The organism is Vibrio sp. J2-3(2022) (assembly GCF_021725735.1).
Lineage (GTDB): Bacteria > Pseudomonadota > Gammaproteobacteria > Enterobacterales > Vibrionaceae > Vibrio > Vibrio diabolicus.
This window is the reverse complement of sequence record NZ_JAKKCK010000010.1, coordinates 36,506-54,791: the sequence shown is the minus strand read 5'-3', so window position 1 is coordinate 54,791 and position 18,286 is coordinate 36,506. Positions and strand designations below refer to the sequence as shown.

Sequence of the window (18,286 nt, the reverse complement as noted above, 5' to 3'; positions counted from 1 at the left end):
GATCATCCTCTCAGACCAGCTAGGGATCGTTGCCTTGGTGAGCCCTTACCTCACCAACTAGCTAATCCCACCTAGGCATATCCTGACGCGAGAGGCCCGAAGGTCCCCCTCTTTGGCCCGTAGGCATTATGCGGTATTAGCCATCGTTTCCAATGGTTATCCCCCACATCAGGGCAATTTCCTAGGCATTACTCACCCGTCCGCCGCTCGACGCCATTAACGTTCCCCGAAGGTTCAGTTAACTCGTTTCCGCTCGACTTGCATGTGTTAGGCCTGCCGCCAGCGTTCAATCTGAGCCATGATCAAACTCTTCAATTTAAGATTTTGTTCGGCTCAATGAATACTGAACATTACATAACGTAATGTTTGAATTGACTGTGCTGAATCCGAAGATTCAATGGTCACTTCGTTTCATTGAAACCTAATTTGAAACCGAAGTTTCTAATTGGATTATCATCAACGAGTGCCCACACAGATTGATAGGTTTATATTTTTAAAGAGCTTTTCTAACTTATCCAGCAACTTAGTTGCTCGTCGTTAGGGGTGCGTATCTTACTCCGCACCGTGAGAGAGTCAAGCATTTTTTCAAATTTCTTTTTCTCTCACTTCCGACTCGCTGTGTGACTTTCGTCTCACTCCGTGTCGGTGGATGCGCAGTATAGGGAGTTGAGAAATTAGTACAAGCGTTTTTTGCAAAAAAACTTTCAACAGGTTATTAGTTAGCCAAAAGCGTGATATTTGCATATTTCTTCGTCACATTTGAGACATATCACAGCAATTGGTTGGAAAAACACCAACCATATACGTAAGATTCATGTGTCTATTCTGTTAATGGACAATCGATCTCTTTATCACTATGTGTAGTAATTAAAATGACGTCTAAAAAAAATCTGATTTTATGTGCTGGGCTGGCCGTCGTTGGGGGAATCGTCTTCTCTCAAGTCACCATCCCACCAGCCTTGAGTTTTCTCATTGGTGTTATCGCTACTGCTTTTTTATTTTCATTTTCTAGCCAGACACCTTCTATTCAATCAACAGACTCGGATCCATCAACTAAAACTCTGTATGTCGGCAACCTTCCTTATAAGGCCAATGAGAGTCACGTTCGCGATTTGTTTGCTGAATATGGACAGGTCTATGCAGTACGCTTAATGAAAGATAAGCGCACTGGAAAAAGAAGAGGGTTTGGTTTTGTCGTGATGGCTGCGGCAGATGCCAAGCCAGCTATCGCTAAACTTAATGAAAAGGAATATATGGAGAGAACGCTAAAAGTGAGAATTGCGAACGATCCTAAACACCCGGATGGTGGTAAACCAGAACAGGATTAAAACCTAGCTCCTTTAAACAAATGTTCAGTGCATCTTCCTGCCAAGGAGTTGCACTGGCATAAATCGACTTACTTCCCTCTTCCGTATCCTCAATTTCATCACTTAATAGTAATGCTTTTACTCGACGTGCAATGGCTGCACCCGAATCAATTAAAGTAACGTCCTCACCCAAAGCTTGATGAATTTCCTCTTTGATTAAAGGGAAGTGAGTACAACCGAGCACCGCAACGTCTACTTTATCGCGAAGCGGAAGCAGGATTTTTGTCAGTTCGTCTAGAGAAACGCTGTTGCCTCGCAACTTCTCTTCGGCCATATCCACCAAGCGAGTGGATCCCAACAGCTCAACTGGTTTGCCTTGCGCAAAGTCTCGTATTAACTCATGAGTATATTGGCGTGTTACTGTCGCCGGCGTGGCGATCAGCCCCACCCCTTTTGATGCTAAAAGCGATGCGGGTTTAATCGCAGGGACAACACCAACAACGGGAATAGATAAATTTTCGCGTAGGGAAGGAAGCACTATGGTGCTTGCCGTATTACAAGCAATGACAACAATGTCGACTTGGTGTTCTTCGACTAATGAAGAGACCAGTTGGTTAACTCGTGAAATGAGTACCGCCTGATCGAGTTCACCATAAGGGTAAGCCTGATTATCGAATAAGTATAAGTAGTCAAGCTGCGGCAATAGGCGATGTATCTCTTGGAATACAGAAAGACCACCAACACCGGAGTCAAAAACTAGGACTTTTTTCTTACTTGCTACTCGCACGAGCCTTACCTAAAGAACAGAAACGTTGCGATCATACTGCTTAGATTTGTTTTGGCAATGCTTTAGCATGGTATCTTTGATGGCTGAATCTATCTCCAGATTCTACATCTCGCTTCGTCAGCTCGATATGCCCTTGAAAAGACGGCGAAGACGTGACCAATGTGTGAAATTCACCATTTTCCCCACAGGGATCAATTTGACTTGGTAATGACTCTATTAGGACTTTGTCATACCAGCGACCACACCACTCTGGAGGGAGAACACTTCCGTCGATGGTGATCAACATAGTTTGAATACCACGCTCTATGATTTCCATCGCTAGCTTTTCGCTGCTCTCCCCTAATAGAGGAAAGACGCACTCCCAACCAGCAGGTTCAATATAGCTGCGTCGATACTCGGCAATGCCATTGCAAAACATATCGCCAAATGCGACAGCTTCTATATTCAGACCACTACTTTGTAATGCATTAACGATGGTCGATTGATAAATGTCGTTACTTGGAAAGACTTCAGGTAGCTCGATAGTAATGAGCGGAAGCGCAAGTAAGTCGGCTTGCATTTGTACGACTTCAAGCGGAGTTGCTTGGAAAGGGACTTCTTTCCCTACGTAAGTCGTGTACAAACCGACAACTTGATAATTTGGATTCTCGTTAAGGCGCTCAAGCGTTAATGTCGAATCTTTACCGCTGGACCAACTGATCACCACTTGCTTGGGTTTCTTCATTCGATTTTCCACCACAAAATATTAAAAACCGCCCGAAGGCGGTTTGTGTTCATTCACGATTAGAATTCGTAGCCAACGTTTAGATAGTACGCTCGCTCAGCGGCAGGGTAACCTTTTGCCATCTCATACTCTTCATCAAATAGATTATCGATACGAGCGCTAATAGAGGTCGACTCATTCGGATAGTAAGTCACAGCCGTATCAACCAACGAGTAAGAAGAAAGCGTGATATCTTGTGAAGGCCAAGTGCTGTAATCCACATCTGGACGCTTACCTACGTACTGATAGCTAACCGACCAGTCCACTTTATCGAAGCTCACTAAAGCGTTCCACTTATACATTTCTTTAGCGCGGCGCTGCAACTGATGCCCTTTATCGTCTTCAGCATCTTTGTAATCTGCACTCAACTGGTGTTGCACAATCCCTGTATCAAACTCAGCAACAAGCTCCACACCTTGGATACGTGTTTCACCATCGACATTCAAATATTTGTATGTGGTTGGATGGTAATCGATAAGATTCGTGATTTTATAGTCATAACCCGTGACGGACCAAAAAACGCCTTGTACATCACCGCTAAATGCTAGTTCCCAAGCATCTGACTCTTCCGGCTTCAGATCTTTCTCACCGTATGTTGGGTCATACTGTTGATATAGGTTTGGAGCCTTAAACGCAGTACCAAAAGAAGCTTTAACCCCAAACTCTGGCACAAACTGGTAACCAGCCGCTAAGCTGTAAGTGAACTCACTACCGTATTCTTCGTTATCATCCAAGCGAGCACTGCCCTCAAGCATTGCTTTATCAATACTAGTGGTTGCCATACCAAACAGAGCGCCATTGGTACGATCAAACGTTTTATTCGCACTCTTGTCTTTGTAAGATTCGTTGCGCCAATCAATACCACCAGCAAACGTCGTATTATTGTTTAGCAAGTAACTGTTGGTCCACTGGACATTTTGCTGCTCAAGTTCATCTTCAGTACCTGAGTGTTTGCCTTTTGCTTGCTCATAGTTCCAAGACTTCTGTTTCTGTGCCGTTACTTGTAGTTCTGACATCACGTTACCAGACTGATATTTACCGCCCAGAGTGGCAGAAAGGTCGTCTTTTTCTGCTTCGTAATAACCGCGACTGCCGTAGCTGCTGTCATATTGATAAACATTTTCGTAAGCACGTAGGTTACCAAATACAGACCACTGGTCATTGAAGTTATGCACGTAACCTAGCAGACCATTCTTTGTATCAAAGCCATGGCGATCGCCGTCATTAACTCCAGGTACAGGACGAACGTTATAACCATCATCACTTTCACTACCAAGCGCGATATTCAGCTGGCCGCTCTCTGTGACTTTAATGCCAGATGCCACACTCAATTCTTGGTAATCTAAGCTACCTAAACCTGCGCTTAACTTCGTTCCTTCTTCGTCAGCACGTGCAATGGTGATGATATTGATCACGCCACCAATCGCTTCTGAGCCATAAAGTGACGCACGCGCACCACGCACGTACTCAATCCGTTGAACGTAAGTAAGTGGGATTTGGTTAAAGTCCACAGCGCCCTTCGCTGCTCGTGCAAAACGTACGCCATCAACCAGTACTAAAACTTGGTCGGAACTGGTTCCACGAACAAATAAAGACGCTAACTGACCACGACCACCATTTTGTGAAACTTGAATCCCAGTAAGACGACGCAATACATCTGGTAGGGTTTTCGCCTGAATGCGATCGATGTCTTGTCGAGTAACTACTTCGACATCTGCCAACGTACGGCTTTCGGCTTGCTCAAAACGGTTTGCAGTAACAACGATGGTTTCGTCAGTGGAGGTTTCTTGGGCCTGTAGATAAGAGACAGGTGAAAGCAGCGATGCCAAAGTGATCGCCAGTGCGGATTTTCTCATTGTATTGTCCTAAATCGCGTAATTCCTTCCGAGCCCTGTCATCATGACAGTCCAGTGCTATGGCTCAGTTGTTGGCAGGTATTCGGACTCAAGAGCACGGGTGTACCGCCTACTTGCTCGACTTCCCACATAAACTAATGCAGTGTCTGATGAGCGTTCGTTCTCTTTTACCGCTGCGCGTCAGTTCTGGATTCACACCAGATTCCCATTTCAGCCATCTAGATTGCTAGATAGCACCAACTTGAGGCAAATATTATTCAGCTATTGATTATTTGTCCAGCCAATATTGCCCTTACAAGTTGTAACGTTTTGATTGATTTTGCTTTCTACTCTGTCTGTACGCACTATCTTTAAATCAATTCCAGTACAAAACTGGACATCCTATTGAGATTGAATAAAATCTGCGCTCTTAAATTGAATGCACCATAAAAGGTAAGATCATGGCTACTCTTGATGTAAACCCACAACGCTACCAAGAACAACTGGCTGAAAAAGTCGAACGTCTCACGGATATGTTCGCGCCATACAACATGCCAGAACTGGAAGTGTTTGAATCACCAGAGCAGCACTACCGCATGCGTGCTGAGTTCCGTGTTTGGCATGAAGGCGAAGATCTTTACTACATCATGTTCAACCAAGAAACTCGTGAGAAATACCGTGTTGACCAATTTCCTGCAGCAAGCCGTCTGATCAACGACCTGATGCCGCTATTGGTTGAAGCGATGAAAGACAACGACTCGCTACGTCGTAAACTGTTCCAGGTGGATTTCCTATCGACGCTAAGTGGTGAGATTCTGGTTTCACTCCTTTACCATCGCCAACTTGATGAAGAGTGGATTGAAAACGCGAAAGCCCTTAAACAGCGCTTAAATGATGAAGGCTTCAACCTAAACATCATTGGTCGTGCTCGTAAGATGAAGATTGTCCTAGACCGCGACTACGTGATCGAGAAGCTCGATGTAAATGGTCAAAGCTACATCTACCAACAAGTAGAGAACAGCTTCACTCAGCCGAACGGCAAAGTCGCAGAGAAGATGCTGGAATGGGCGGTCGACTGTACCCAAGAAAGCACTGGCGACCTACTAGAGCTTTACTGTGGTAACGGTAACTTCTCGCTGGCGCTGGCACAGAATTTCGACCGCGTCCTGGCAACTGAGCTAGCCAAACCATCGGTTGTATCTGCACAGTACAACATCGCCGCCAATAAGATTGATAACGTACAAATCTTACGTCTATCAGCAGAGGAATTTACTCAAGCGATCGAAGGTAAACGTGAATTCCGTCGTCTACAAGATGCAGGCGTAGATCTGAAGAGCTACAACTGCAACACGATTTTTGTCGACCCACCACGTGCTGGGATGGATGTCGATACTTGTAAAATGGTGCAAGGTTACGAGCGCATCATGTACATCTCTTGTAACCCTGAGACTCTAAAAGAGAACTTGGACATTCTATGCGAAACACACAACGTGACGCGTTTTGCTCTGTTTGACCAATTCCCTTATACCCACCATATGGAAGCGGGCGTGCTATTGGAACGCAAAGCGTAACCCACGGCGTCAAATACAAAAAAGCGAGCTCAATGGCTCGCTTTTTTGTATTTGATTCGTTTTGCTTACTCCGCAGAAGTCTTCTTGCTGACAAAACCTAGCTTCTTACCAATCCATGCGAGTAAGATCATTGAAACCATGATCGCGAAGAAGTTTGAGCCTGCTTCTGGGTATTGCGCTTTAATAAACGCAGAGTGACCAAACGCACCTACGAAGAAACACGCCAAGCCAACTAATGGGATATCTTCTGATACCGGATTATTTAGGTACTCTTGGTAAAGAGCTTGTACAGCCAGTACGAGTGCAATCAATGGGAAGATTGAAAACGATACTTCACTCATGGTCAACCATGACAACAAAGCATCACCACACATACCTGCAACCAGTGCCAAAATCAGCGTTTTCTTTTCAGATTTATTTCCATTCGACATTATTCTATCCCGCCTTTTAATCGGTTACGTTCACGTTCTTTGCGATACCAATAGGCCCCTTTGGCTATCATTCGCAATTGCATGATCAATCGCTCGGCGAGTTCATCGCGCTCACGTCGATCTAAATCTAAAGCTTCAGCCCCCGAACTGAAAACCAAAGTCACAGACGCTTCTGCTTGAGTATACGCCTCTTCTCTGGTCACGCCGGTGCTCATTAAATACTCGGTTAATTCTGCCGCAAAATGCTGGATTTCTCGAGCAACAGCGGTACGAAATTCAGCAGAAGTGCCGGAGCGCTCACGCAACAACAAACGAAAGACGTTCGGACTACTTTCAATGAATTCCATAAAGGTTTCGACCGAGGTACGAATTACGCTACCTTCTTTCACAATACGTTGACGCGCCTGACGCATCAGTTGACGTAGTAGCAAACCGCCTTCATCAACCATGGTTAAGCCTAGCTCATCCATATCTTTGAAGTGACGGTAAAAAGAAGTCGGTGCAATCCCTGCCTCTCGGGCGACTTCTCGCAAGCTAAGGCTGGAAAAGCTGCGATCCGCACTTAATTGACTAAATGCCGCATCGATCAATGATCGACGTGTCTTCTCTTTTTGCTGTGCGCGGATTCCCATCGATTTCATTCTTAACTTGCTCTTTTTCTGTAGGGTACAAGAGCCTCAATATAACGCAATTTGCTCCTACGGAGAAAGATATGTTGCTTCGCTCGCTCTGAGCGCCGAGAACGTTACTATTGGCATGCATCTAATTGCAATGTTCTCGATGCAATTTATAGACATACAACATACCAAATCATCCTTTTGGTCGATTCTGCGTGATCACTTCCACTCTCTAACAGGCATGACGTGTACCAATAGAGTAAATGAGTTAAAATCGCGCTAAAGCAATGTTAAGCAAATATAACAAGGAAGGCATCATGGCGCATGTTAATCACTATGACGTGATCGTAATCGGTAGTGGCCCTGGCGGAGAAGGGGCTGCAATGGGATTAACCAAAGCGGGACTGAATGTTGCCATTGTCGAGAAAGAAAGCAGTGTCGGCGGCGGTTGTACTCACTGGGGTACCATTCCATCAAAAGCACTGCGTCATGCCGTTAGCCGCATCATCGAATTTAATAGCAATCCGCTATTTTGTCGAAACAACACCAGCGTTCATGCAACATTTTCTGACATTTTAGGTCATGCTAAATCGGTCATTGATAAGCAAACTCGACTTCGTCAGGGCTTTTATGACCGTAACTCATGCACACTTTTGTTCGGAACCGCGCGATTTATCGATAACTACTCTATTGCAGTGATGCAAAGCGACGGCACAGAAGAAATCTATTCAGCGGATAAGTTTGTCATTGCGACGGGTTCTCGTCCGTATCAGCCTAACGACGTTGATTTCTTGCATGAGCGCATCTACGACAGTGATTCCATTTTGAGTCTGAAACACGACCCTCGCCATATCATCATTTACGGTGCGGGCGTTATCGGTTGTGAATACGCTTCTATCTTCCGCGGACTTGGAGTGAAAACCGACCTTATCAATACCCGCGACCGCTTGTTGGAGTTTTTGGATAACGAAGTGTCAGATGCGCTGTCTTACCACTTCTGGAACAGCGGTGTGGTAATTCGTAATGATGAGACCTATGAAAAAATCGAAGGCACAGAAGATGGCGTGATTATTCACCTACAATCTGGCAAGAAGATGAAGGCGGACTGCTTGTTGTATGCGAATGGTCGAACAGGTAACACCGATAAGTTGAATTTGGGCGCAGTTGGTCTGGAAGCGGACTCTCGCGGACAACTAAAAGTAAACCGTAACTACCAAACCGATATTGAACACATTTATGCTGTAGGCGATGTCATCGGTTACCCTAGCCTTGCAAGCGCCGCTTATGACCAAGGGCGATTTGTCGCACAAGCCATTACGAAAGGTCAGGCAGAAAACTATCTGATTGATGATATTCCAACGGGTATCTACACCATCCCTGAGATTAGCTCTGTGGGTAAAACCGAGCAAGAGCTAACAGCTGCTAAAGTACCGTATGAAGTAGGACGCTCTTCGTTCAAGCATCTAGCTCGTGCACAGATCGCAGGGAAAGACATCGGCAGCTTGAAGATATTGTTCCATCGTGAAACCAAAGAAATTTTAGGGATTCACTGCTTTGGCGAACGTGCCGCGGAAATTATCCACATCGGTCAAGCTATTATGGAGCAAAAAGGCTCAGCGAATACCATCGAGTATTTCGTCAATACAACCTTCAACTATCCGACGATGGCCGAAGCGTATCGTGTCGCTGCATTGAATGGTTTGAACCGCTTGTTCTAATCTATGCTTCTTGATAGCAAACAGAAAAACAGCAGGCTTGGACCTGCTGTTTTTATATCAACATTGTGCGAGGAAGGTATCCTTACGCCATTGGTAGAGAAAGATAACCCCTAAACCAATACCCCGCATCAACATAAAGCTCGTCATTGCAAACCACAGCGCGTGATTTTCCCACTCGGCGAACAAGTAAAAGACAACAAAGAAACTGCTGGTCGCGACAAACATACTATTGCGCATGTCTTTGCCTTTGGTTGCACCGACAAAAATGCCATCCAATAGAAAGCACCACATCGACGCAAGTGGCATCACCACCAGCCAAGGTAGATACACCGCTGCTTGCTGTTGTACCGCCTTAATTGAAGTGATCATGGCGATCAACTGCGATCCCGCCAAACCAAAGAGCGCGGTCAGTCCTAAGCAAATAACCAAACTCCAAAAGAAAGTGCCGACAAGCGATGCACTCAATTGTTGCCTATCTTTGGCACCAACCGCCTTCCCGACCATGGCCTCCATTGCATAAGCAAAGCCGTCCATGCCATACGAGATAATCATCAAGAAGCTCATCAGTACCGCATTTGCAGCGACAACCTCATCACCAAAGCTTGCGCCTTGGAACGTCATAAAGCTAAAAGCCGCTTGCAGACACAAAGAGCGCAAGAAAATATCGCGATTCAATTTCACGAAGCGCCCTAACCCGTGTTGAGTGCTGGCTAGCAGCTTTTGAGGTGATGGTAATTGCCTCTCTCGCCAGGTTTTCCAGACACACATGAGACCAAAACCCATGCCTGAGTAGTCAGCAATCACCGATGCCAGCGCAGCACCTTCTACTTTCCACCCCAAACCCATCACAAACAACAAATCGAGGGCAATATTAGTCACGTTGGTGATGATCACCATCCACATTGGTGCTTTGGAATTTTGCGTTCCGAGCAACCACCCCAACAACACAAAGTTCATTAGCGCAGCGGGGGCACTCCACACTCGGATAGAGAAATATTGCATGCCGTAGTGCTTCACTTCAGCACTGGCGTCACTCCAACCAAAGATCAAATCAGCAATCGGGTTATGGGCAATAAGAAAGACTAACGCAAACAGTAGCGCCATGAGTGAGCCTTGCATAAACACCAAGGCAAGTTGTTTTCGGTCTTCACCGCCATAGGACTGCGCTGCCAACCCAGTAGTCGACATACGCAAAAAACCAAGCAGCCAAAATGTCACGCTGATCATGGTACTGCCCAACGCAACACCGCCCAAATACCAAGCGTGGTCTAGATGACCAATCACCGCAGCATCGACCAAACCGAGCAATGGAACAGTAATATTCGACAGCACCATAGGTATCGCTAAAGCTAAGACTTGGCGATGAACTTTTGGGTTAGATAAAGGAGAGAAGATTGAATTTGTCACAGGCACCTCATCAGTAAGATCGACGAGTGTACCTGAGCGCTTAACGACTAGCCAATTACCACTTGATATGAACGAGTACTGGCGTGAGGCGATGCTTCAACATTGGAATCTTATTAAGCCAACGCTGCCAAGCTTTCCAACGAGAACAGAATCTATCGAATGGCGAGAAAGCTTTCACCCACTGTGCCCATGGTAACCATTGCAATATCTGTTCTGCAGGCGCTTCAAAGCCATGAGCATAACGATCAGAACCAAGCTTTTGTCCCCACTTGGTTTCAGTTAAATCTCCTGCCAGCACCATACACAGTTCAGCAGAGACAAAATGTCGACCCAAGGTTTGAATAAATTTCGCGACTTGACGTTCTGTGCAATCGAGCAGTGCCATTTCACATAAAATGAGTACTGGTGCTTGATCTGGAATGGCTAACGTCTCTAGCCACGACATTTCATCCACACTGCCACAGCGATGTTCATAACGTTCATTTTTGTGGAACAAGCGCTGACGCCATACCAAATTTTCCGTCACGTCCAGCTCTATCCAATGGCAGCGTCCATTATCCAAACGATAAAAGCGGGTATCCAGCCCAGCTCCAACATTGATTATCCAAGCATCGGGATACTGCTGTAAGAAGTGACTAACCTGCTGGTCACAAAGCTGGGTCAGCGTCACGTGCAGCAATTGCTTCTGCGCAATATCACCACTCAAACAATCCGGCGCCATCTTACAGCTCAAACACGCTTTAGCAGCAATCGGATCGTACACCAAGCCATTGTCGACCATGCTTTCACGGCTACGCAATAACAGTGGCTTTAATAAATGGTTAGGAACTTGATGTTTAGACTGAGACATGGGCATTTCCTGCGCCAGAGAGAAAACATAGACATTGAAATAGATGATAATGAATATCAATTACATTATCAAGCTTATAAATTGCTCAAAACAAACAAGGTCAAGATGATGAGCAAGCTTTTGGAGGAAGTAGAAAAAGAGAAAAGAAGAGAAAAGACAAAACAGCCCAGATGAACTGGGCTGCTTAAATACACTTACATCCAATCGGTATTACGAATAATACCAACGGCTAAGCCTTCAATCGTAAGATGCTGAGACGTTAAGTCCACTTGGATTGGGGCAAACTCTTCATTCTCAGCATGCAGTAATATGGTTGAGCCTTTGCGCTCTAAACGCTTTACTGTCACATCATCATCAACGCGCGCAACGACAACTTGACCGTCTCTCACGTCTTGGGTTTTATGCACAGCGAGCAAATCGCCATCCATAATCCCGATGTCTTTCATACTTTCGCCATTTACACGAAGTAAGAAATCCGCTTGCGGCTTGAACATCGCAGGGTCGACTTGGTAGTGCGCTTCTACGTGTTCCTGAGCCAGAATCGGCTCACCCGCAGCAACTTGACCAATCAAAGGCAAGCCCTGTTCGTCATTAGCGGCAGAGTCATCAAGTAGGATACGAATCCCACGCGATGCACCTGGGATAATTTCAATTGCTTGCTTACGAGCAAGCGCTTTTAGGTGTTCCTCTGCGGCATTCGCAGAGCGGAAGCCAAGCTCACGCGCAATCTCTGCACGAGTTGGTGGCATTCCGGTGTCATCGATTTTACTTTTGATCAAATCGAAGACTTGTTGTTGGCGTGGCGTTAACGGCTTCATGTCTCACCTGTCTTTTTATACAGTTAACTGTGAGTATATCCAGTAAATGCTCAAATGAAAACCCAATTGGTTGTTTTTTAATTTATTTGTGGAGTGCACTTCGTTTGCTGCCCAAGTTCATTATTCATGCGTTTAAAACACCGCCTTTTCAGTTAATCAAAGTAAAGCAACAACTTAGGAGTTCGACTAATTTACAGCCAATAAAATTAAAAGGTTTGACCAGTTTCTGGTATCCTTGCTGCGCTTAAATTTTATCGCCTAGGCTTATTTCTTTTGCCGTACTCATTTCTTTTTCTATAGAAGACATGCAAAGCGGACACTGAAATAAGGTTAGGCCTGTTTGAATACCTATTGAGGCTGTGAACTTTATGTCTTCTGGACAATCATTTTCACGTTCATTACTAAAACTACCTTTATCGGTACTGGTAAAGGGCACCACAATCCCGTCGAACCCGATTGAAGATCTGAATATCGACCTCGCTAAGCCGATTGTATATGCCCTACCGTTCCGCTCGAACGTGGATTTGCTGACACTGCAAAAACAAGCCATGAGCCTTGGTCTGCCTGACCCGCTCAGTCCGCTGGAAATCAATGGCAAAACGCTGAACCGTTTCGTCTTTATCGCTGCGCGTCCAACTGTGATGAACAACGATAATGATGTCCCAACCGACTCTGTCTCTCTGTTCACAGACTTGCTGGAACTGCATAAACTGGACAGTGAATTGGACGTTCAAATGATCCCTGCAACCGTGCTTTGGGGTCGTAAACCAGGTAAAGAAGAAAACCAAAAGCCTTACCTTCAGCCAATGAATGGCCCGCAAAAGGCGAAAGCGGTAATGGCAGCAGGACGCGACTGCTTAGTTCGCTTTAGTCCCGTGGTATCTCTGCGTTATATGGCAGACTCTCACGGTACCGACAGCGCAATTGCGCACAAATTGGCTCGCGTGGCGCGTATCCACTTCTCTCGCCAAAAACTTGCGGCTTCAGGCCCAAACCTGCCACAACGCCAAGTGTTGTTTGCTCGTTTATTAAAATCTCCAGCTATTGAACTGGCGATCGCTGACGAAGCCAAGAGCAAAAATATCTCGATTGATAAGGCACGTAAAGAAGCCCACGACATCATGGATGAAATCGCCGCCGACTTCTCCTACGGTCTAGTGAAAAACGGCGACCGCATCCTGAGTTGGCTATGGACAAAGCTGTACCAAGGGTTGCACATCAATAACGCCTCGACTGTGCGTCGTTTAGCGCAAGACGGCCACGAAATTGTGTACGTTCCGTGTCACCGTAGTCACATGGACTACCTACTGTTGTCTTACGTTTTATACCATGAAGGCATGGTGCCTCCGCACATTGCGGCAGGCATTAACCTGAACTTCTTCCCGGCCGGTCCTCTTTTCCGTCGCGGTGGGGCGTTCTTTATTCGTCGTAGCTTTAAAGGTAACAAACTGTACTCAACCATTTTCCGCGAGTATCTAGCTGAGCTGTTTGCCAAAGGCTATTCAGTCGAGTACTTCAGTGAGGGTGGTCGTTCACGTACAGGTCGCTTACTGCAAGCGAAAACGGGTATGCTGGCTATGACCATCCAAGCAATGCTACGTGGTCTAAACCGCCCAGTAACACTAGTGCCGGTCTACATCGGTTACGAGCACGTAATGGAAGTAGGCACTTACGCGAAAGAGTTGCGTGGCAAACGCAAAGAGAAAGAAAACGCAGGGCTTGTACTGCGTACTCTGCGTAAACTGCGTAACTTTGGTTTGGGCTATGTGAACTTCGGTGAGCCAATTCAGCTCAACCAATACTTGAACGAGCATGCTCCTGAGTGGACGAAAGACATCGACAGCATGGGTGGTAACAAACCACAGTGGATGAATCCTGTGGTGAACGACCTTGCTAATAAGATGATGACGCACATCAATGATGCGGCGGCGGCAAACGCGTTGACCTTGTGTGCAACCGCACTGCTTGCTTCTCGTCAACGTGCACTTTCTCGTGACTCGCTGATCAATCAGATCGAGTGTTACTTAAAGCTACTCAAAAATAATCCGTACTCAAGCACCTCCACTATCCCTACCGAAAGTGCTGAGGAGTTGGTCGATCATGCGATTTCACTTGATAAGTTCGTGATTGAAACCGATAGCATGGGTGACATCATTTCGCTGGATCGTAGCCAATCGATCCTGATGACCTACTACCGCAACAACATCATCCACTTGTTTGCTCTGCCATCATTAATTGCTCAGATGATCATTCGTCAGCGCAACCTTTCGGTAGAAAAAATTCAAGCGAATGTCGCGCAAATCTACCCATTCTTGAAGAAAGAGTTGTTCTTAAGCTATCAAGAAGACGAGTTGGATGAATTGGTCGTTAAAACACTGCATGAGTTTGCCGAGCAGAAAATGATTAGCCTCGATGGTGATAAGCTGGAGATCAATCAGTCGAACAACCAGCCTTTGGTTCTGCTAGGTCGTACAATCACGGAAACACTGCAGCGCTACTCTATTGCGATGAACTTGCTTGTTGCTTACCCAGAGCTCGGTAAATCGGACCTAGAACAGAAGAGCCAAGATATTGCTCAACGTTTAGGACGCTTACACGGTATTAATGCTCCAGAATTCTTCGATAAAGGTGTGTTTACCGCTATGTTCAATACACTCAAACAGCAAAAATACCTCGATAACGATGGTAACTGTGACACGAAGAAAACGCAGCAATTTGCACGATTACTATTCACTCTGCTTTATCCAGAAGTGAAACTGACGATCGAAGAGAGTATTCATCAACTTCAGTCGTAACCGTTTTACCTTCTTCCAAAATAAGAAAAAAGGCATCCAATCGGATGCCTTTTTGCTATTTCTTCGCTTACCAAAATGCGACCAATAACCCTATCGCTATCACCATGCCAACATAGTTGTTGTTGAGGAAAGCCTTAAAGCACAACTCCCGCTCACGGTGACGAATTAAGTGCTGCTGATAAACAAACAACGACGCTGCAATCAAAAGGGTCCAGTAGTAACTTTGTCCCAATTGGTAGAACTGCCCTAACCAAACCAACATCGCGAGCGTAATCAGTTGCAACACACCAATAATAAGTTTGTCATGACGACCAAACAAAATTGCCGTCGATTTAATGCCAATCTTTAAATCATCATCGCGATCGACCATCGCATATTGAGTATCATAAGCAATGGTCCATAAAGCGTTAATCAGAAACACAAACCAAACTATCAGTGGTAGCTCCCCGGTTTGTGCAGCCCACGCCATTGGAATTGCCCAGCTAAACGCCAAGCCTAAAAAGAGCTGTGGAATATGAGTGTAACGCTTCATAAATGGATAAATGAACGCCAACACGATGCCAGCGAAGGATAGCTGAATCGTCAACGGGTTCATGGTCAGCACTAACAAGAATGAGCTGATACCCAAAACCAAAAATAATCCAATCGCTTCTTTTGCTGTCACTTTCCCTGATGGCAGTGGGCGTTGCTTGGTACGTTTTACATGGCCGTCGACTTTGCGGTCAGCAAAATCATTAATCACGCACCCCGCGCTACGCATTAGGAATACACCCAATACAAACACGATAAATACATCCCAACTCGGCATCCCTTGGGCTGAGATAATTAGCGCCCAAATCGTTGGCCACATCAGTAACAGTGAACCAATCGGGCGATCCATGCGCATCAGTTGCCAATATGCTTTGGCTTTTTCTGCGGACATTTACACTGTCTCCTTAGCGTAAACTGGTGAATTAGATAAGAATAACTCGGCGACTAGCATCGGTTTGTGATTCATCCACAACCTTGAGCGTCGCGCTAACAAACGTCCTTCTGGTACGGCTACCCATCCCATTTGCAAAGAGTCCCGCTCAACGTTATCTGCGCTGAACACAGTTAGTCCTAATGGGATATCCCCTTGTTGAGCCAAATCATACTGCTGATCAACTAAGGTTGAGCGAGGAATTAATGTCCGTCCGATAACCCAGTTATCATTGTCACCACACAAAATTACCTCTCGCAGTAAGCAATCTTGTTCGGACAATAACTGGCTTTCGTCCTGTTTTAACGTCGCCGCAGTGACGATCTGATTTTGTAGCAATTCTACCGTTAATGCTTGGCAGTGTTGCTTTAAACGACGTGACAAAGACCCTTGCTCTTCAAGCCAGTGCTTGGCAAATTCATTTGGAAATTCGAATTCTTCGGGGTTTTGCCACTCTACTTCCAATAAAGAAGCAAGATAGAGTGATGTTGGCTGATTCATACTAGTATTCAATTGGAGGCTTTATGCGTACAATAAAGCAACAACTTACCGTCCATAGTAATGTATGTAACCGTAAGTTCCGTTATTTGTTATAGACGGCCCATTGTATCAAGACTGAAGCGATTCGAATATCGCGATCCAGAGAAAGAAAAGTTAGAAATATGTACAAACGTTATATAGCCCAAATTATTTTTGCGTTAACCATACTGTTCGCCGCACCAAGTTGGGCTGAAACGGAAGAAGCTGGACCTAAGTTGGCATACTTTACCCTTGAGCCTGATCTCACTACTAACTTTTACACCAAAGGCAAAAAGTTAGGTTATGTGCAAGTGCGCATCGACATCATGGTAATGAGCCAACAAGATTTATCGATTGTTGAGCATCACCAACCTTTGATTCGCGATGCAGTAATTGAATTACTGGGTAAGCAAACAGAAGATACTATTAAGTCCCTTTCTGGCCGAGAAGATCTGCGCAAAACCTTAGTGACGACCCTCAACGAAACACTTTTGCCCGAAACAGGTAAAACCATCATTGCCGATTTGTTGTTTACAAAATACCTTTACCAATAAACCCAAATCGTTTTGAACATAAAAAAGACCGCTCTTGAGCGGTCTTTTCATTTCAGATTTAGGCTTGCTGTTGGTATTTCATCTTGCCTGAATCAAACAGCGCAATCGCCATCCCCGACAGTAAACCCACCAAGTGAGCGGTGTTTGCAATCGCCATGAACGGCTGCACAAAACCAAGTGCTAACCACACCAACATAAAAACGATGATTGGCTTGGGTAGCGTAAGGCCTAAATGTGGCAAGCGGTAACCCAATATCCACAAATAACCAAGCAACGCATAGACCACGCCAGACAAGCCACCGAAGTTTGCCCCTTCAACATAGAATTGGCCAGCCCCAGAAAGCGCTGCCGACACCACAAAGAGTTGCAATAGCTTACCGGAACCGAGACGACGTTCGATGTCGCCACCCAACTGCCACCACCATAGTAAGTTGAACACGATGTGAGTCACTGAAAAGTGCAGTAACGCATGGCTTAGCCATCGCCACACTTGCCATTGTTGTCCCTCAAAGGCCGGGAAGTGCAACAACTTAAACACCCCATTGCCAAAGCCAAACATTTGTAACAAGTAGATGATGGTGCACACCGTCATGATCAGCAAAGTCATTGGGCCTGCTTTTGCTTTGACCATGCTCATGATACTCGGGCTAGAATAATGAAATGTGCTCTTGCGAGTATCGGCAACGTCCCACGAGGCGGCGCTGTATTTTGAATCAGACGGGTTAGCAAGGAACTGCTTAAGTTCGGCTTCCGCTTCTATTTCATGCTGGCTATCAGTCAGCCACAGCGCAAATTGCCCATCCCCTTCTGGCATCATTTCGATGTCAATTTGGCGAGAGGCCATATAATCAATAAAGGCTTGTGCCATACGTGGATTATTTAACGTTACCAATCTCTTCATTAACTTCTCACTATCGGTAGTTCTGCTCGATGCCAGGCTTCAAAGCCACCATCCACACTGTACACCTGTTCAAAGCCTTGGTTAACTAAATATTGCGCCGCACCTTGGCTACTAATGCCGTGGTAACACATCACCAGAATAGGTTGTTCGAACTCCACTTCATCCATAAACGCAACGATCGTATCGTTAGTTAAGTGATACGCGGACTCCGCATGCGCAACGGCAAACGATTGAGGGTCACGGATATCTACAAGCTTCGCATCACCCTGCTCGAGCAGCGCTTGCGCACCTTGTACATCGATATGCTTAAACTGATCCATTTACTTTCTCATTGTCTTATTAATATACCCAAGCAACCTCGAACCTAACGTGCTAATCAGCACCCGTGGTACAGCATAAAATCTATATTTGAAGCCGCTTGGGTATACTGCCGCTATTGTAACCTATCCAAC

The 18,286-nt window shown here is 45.6% G+C and carries 17 protein-coding genes, 1 rRNA gene and 1 riboswitch; of the genes, 5 read left to right on the top strand and 13 right to left on the bottom strand.

Features of this window, described 5'->3' with window-relative positions; all coding sequences use genetic code 11:
• Positions 1-318: ribosomal RNA gene (locus tag L3V27_RS21960) — 16S ribosomal RNA — on the bottom strand; the annotation flags it as partial.
• A gap of 554 nt (positions 319-872) precedes the next feature.
• On the opposite strand from L3V27_RS21960, the gene L3V27_RS21955 reads away from it, so the two are divergent.
• Positions 873-1,328 (top strand): RNA-binding protein, encoded by a 456-nt coding sequence (locus tag L3V27_RS21955; RefSeq protein WP_031780357.1) that lies wholly within the window; start codon positions 873-875, stop codon positions 1,326-1,328.
• Here the strand turns inward: L3V27_RS21955 and murI are convergent.
• The 3 genes from murI to btuB are packed head-to-tail and all read right to left on the bottom strand — an operon-like array spanning position 1,291 to position 4,713.
• Entirely contained in the window at positions 1,291-2,094 is an 804-nt protein-coding gene (murI, locus tag L3V27_RS21950; protein WP_012841305.1) for a glutamate racemase, read from the bottom strand. The genes L3V27_RS21955 and murI overlap by 38 nt on opposite strands.
• Positions 2,095-2,134: 40 nt before the next feature.
• Positions 2,135-2,818, bottom strand: a complete 684-nt coding sequence (locus tag L3V27_RS21945) for an adenine nucleotide alpha hydrolase (protein ID WP_237312719.1) — start codon at positions 2,816-2,818, stop codon at positions 2,135-2,137.
• Positions 2,819-2,877: 59 nt separating this feature from the next.
• Positions 2,878-4,713 carry a TonB-dependent vitamin B12 receptor gene (btuB, locus tag L3V27_RS21940; protein WP_005393711.1) on the bottom strand — a complete coding sequence of 612 codons (1,836 nt, stop codon included), beginning with the start codon at positions 4,711-4,713 and terminating at the stop codon, positions 2,878-2,880.
• A gap of 55 nt (positions 4,714-4,768) precedes the next feature.
• Positions 4,769-4,969, bottom strand: a riboswitch (cobalamin riboswitch).
• Positions 4,970-5,153: 184 nt separating this feature from the next.
• Here btuB and trmA point away from each other — a divergent pair.
• Complete coding sequence (gene trmA, locus L3V27_RS21935; RefSeq protein WP_033907263.1) at positions 5,154-6,263, top strand: tRNA (uridine(54)-C5)-methyltransferase TrmA; 1,110 nt, start codon at positions 5,154-5,156, stop codon at positions 6,261-6,263.
• A 65-nt stretch (positions 6,264-6,328) separates the two neighbouring features.
• On the opposite strand, the gene L3V27_RS21930 is transcribed toward trmA, so the two are convergent.
• Both L3V27_RS21930 and fabR read right to left on the bottom strand, forming a co-directional pair.
• Positions 6,329-6,694 carry a YijD family membrane protein gene (locus L3V27_RS21930; protein ID WP_005378634.1) on the bottom strand — a complete coding sequence of 122 codons (366 nt, stop codon included), beginning with the start codon at positions 6,692-6,694 and terminating at the stop codon, positions 6,329-6,331.
• Entirely contained in the window at positions 6,694-7,335 is a 642-nt protein-coding gene (gene fabR, locus L3V27_RS21925; RefSeq protein ID WP_005378632.1) for an HTH-type transcriptional repressor FabR, read from the bottom strand. The genes L3V27_RS21930 and fabR overlap by 1 nt, the downstream gene beginning before the upstream one ends.
• Before the next feature lie 263 nt (positions 7,336-7,598).
• Between fabR and sthA the strand changes: the two genes are divergently transcribed.
• On the top strand, positions 7,599-9,029 hold the full coding sequence (gene sthA, locus L3V27_RS21920) for a Si-specific NAD(P)(+) transhydrogenase (protein WP_005389689.1): 1,431 nt from the start codon (positions 7,599-7,601) through the stop codon (positions 9,027-9,029).
• A gap of 57 nt (positions 9,030-9,086) precedes the next feature.
• Here sthA and dinF read toward each other — a convergent pair whose 3' ends face one another.
• The 3 genes from dinF to lexA all read right to left on the bottom strand — a co-directional run bounded on the left by dinF (position 9,087) and on the right by lexA (position 12,104).
• Positions 9,087-10,436 carry an MATE family efflux transporter DinF gene (dinF, locus tag L3V27_RS21915; RefSeq protein ID WP_237312718.1) on the bottom strand — a complete coding sequence of 450 codons (1,350 nt, stop codon included), beginning with the start codon at positions 10,434-10,436 and terminating at the stop codon, positions 9,087-9,089.
• A gap of 55 nt (positions 10,437-10,491) precedes the next feature.
• The gene (locus L3V27_RS21910; RefSeq protein WP_182034993.1) at positions 10,492-11,286 is read right to left on the bottom strand and encodes a class I SAM-dependent methyltransferase; all 795 of its coding nucleotides are present in this window, start codon (positions 11,284-11,286) and stop codon (positions 10,492-10,494) included.
• Positions 11,287-11,480: 194 nt separating this feature from the next.
• Entirely contained in the window at positions 11,481-12,104 is a 624-nt protein-coding gene (lexA, locus tag L3V27_RS21905; protein WP_005393778.1) for a transcriptional repressor LexA, read from the bottom strand.
• Between the two features lie 368 nt (positions 12,105-12,472).
• Between lexA and plsB the strand changes: the two genes are divergently transcribed.
• Positions 12,473-14,899 (top strand): glycerol-3-phosphate 1-O-acyltransferase PlsB, encoded by a 2,427-nt coding sequence (plsB, locus tag L3V27_RS21900; protein ID WP_046874380.1) that lies wholly within the window; start codon positions 12,473-12,475, stop codon positions 14,897-14,899.
• A gap of 67 nt (positions 14,900-14,966) precedes the next feature.
• On the opposite strand, the gene ubiA is transcribed toward plsB, so the two are convergent.
• Together ubiA and L3V27_RS21890 are read right to left on the bottom strand one after the other, a co-directional pair.
• Positions 14,967-15,821: a 4-hydroxybenzoate octaprenyltransferase gene (gene ubiA, locus L3V27_RS21895; RefSeq protein WP_005393780.1), complete on the bottom strand. Its 855-nt coding sequence runs from the start codon at positions 15,819-15,821 to the stop codon at positions 14,967-14,969.
• Positions 15,822-16,361: a chorismate lyase gene (locus L3V27_RS21890; protein ID WP_005393781.1), complete on the bottom strand. Its 540-nt coding sequence runs from the start codon at positions 16,359-16,361 to the stop codon at positions 15,822-15,824.
• Positions 16,362-16,522: 161 nt separating this feature from the next.
• Here L3V27_RS21890 and L3V27_RS21885 point away from each other — a divergent pair, with 161 nt between their 5' ends.
• Positions 16,523-16,933, top strand: a complete 411-nt coding sequence (locus tag L3V27_RS21885; RefSeq protein ID WP_046874381.1) for a flagellar basal body-associated protein FliL — start codon at positions 16,523-16,525, stop codon at positions 16,931-16,933.
• Positions 16,934-16,991: 58 nt separating this feature from the next.
• On the opposite strand, the gene glpG is transcribed toward L3V27_RS21885, so the two are convergent.
• Together glpG and glpE are read right to left on the bottom strand one after the other, a co-directional pair.
• On the bottom strand, positions 16,992-17,834 hold the full coding sequence (gene glpG, locus L3V27_RS21880; protein WP_237312717.1) for a rhomboid family intramembrane serine protease GlpG: 843 nt from the start codon (positions 17,832-17,834) through the stop codon (positions 16,992-16,994).
• Positions 17,834-18,154 (bottom strand): thiosulfate sulfurtransferase GlpE, encoded by a 321-nt coding sequence (glpE, locus tag L3V27_RS21875; RefSeq protein WP_005378691.1) that lies wholly within the window; start codon positions 18,152-18,154, stop codon positions 17,834-17,836. Before glpE ends, glpG begins: the two co-directional genes overlap by 1 nt.
• Positions 18,155-18,286 lie beyond the last annotated feature (132 nt).

Bases quoted from the DNA above. Each gene is read 5' to 3' on its own strand.
- lexA (WP_005393778.1), bottom strand. From the start codon at position 12,104: ATGAAGCCGTTAACGCCACGCCAACAACAAGTCTTCGATTTGATCAAA.
- fabR (WP_005378632.1), bottom strand. From the start codon at position 7,335: ATGAAATCGATGGGAATCCGCGCACAGCAAAAAGAGAAGACACGTCGA.
- trmA (WP_033907263.1), top strand. From the start codon at position 5,154: ATGGCTACTCTTGATGTAAACCCACAACGCTACCAAGAACAACTGGCT.
- L3V27_RS21955 (WP_031780357.1), top strand. From the start codon at position 873: ATGACGTCTAAAAAAAATCTGATTTTATGTGCTGGGCTGGCCGTCGTT.
- glpG (WP_237312717.1), bottom strand. From the start codon at position 17,834: ATGAAGAGATTGGTAACGTTAAATAATCCACGTATGGCACAAGCCTTT.
- L3V27_RS21930 (WP_005378634.1), bottom strand. From the start codon at position 6,694: ATGTCGAATGGAAATAAATCTGAAAAGAAAACGCTGATTTTGGCACTG.
- L3V27_RS21910 (WP_182034993.1), bottom strand. From the start codon at position 11,286: ATGTCTCAGTCTAAACATCAAGTTCCTAACCATTTATTAAAGCCACTG.
- sthA (WP_005389689.1), top strand. From the start codon at position 7,599: ATGTTAAGCAAATATAACAAGGAAGGCATCATGGCGCATGTTAATCAC.
- L3V27_RS21945 (WP_237312719.1), bottom strand. From the start codon at position 2,818: ATGAAGAAACCCAAGCAAGTGGTGATCAGTTGGTCCAGCGGTAAAGAT.
- ubiA (WP_005393780.1), bottom strand. From the start codon at position 15,821: ATGTCCGCAGAAAAAGCCAAAGCATATTGGCAACTGATGCGCATGGAT.
- L3V27_RS21890 (WP_005393781.1), bottom strand. From the start codon at position 16,361: ATGAATCAGCCAACATCACTCTATCTTGCTTCTTTATTGGAAGTAGAG.
- btuB (WP_005393711.1), bottom strand. From the start codon at position 4,713: ATGAGAAAATCCGCACTGGCGATCACTTTGGCATCGCTGCTTTCACCT.
- plsB (WP_046874380.1), top strand. From the start codon at position 12,473: ATGTCTTCTGGACAATCATTTTCACGTTCATTACTAAAACTACCTTTA.
- L3V27_RS21885 (WP_046874381.1), top strand. From the start codon at position 16,523: ATGTACAAACGTTATATAGCCCAAATTATTTTTGCGTTAACCATACTG.
- glpE (WP_005378691.1), bottom strand. From the start codon at position 18,154: ATGGATCAGTTTAAGCATATCGATGTACAAGGTGCGCAAGCGCTGCTC.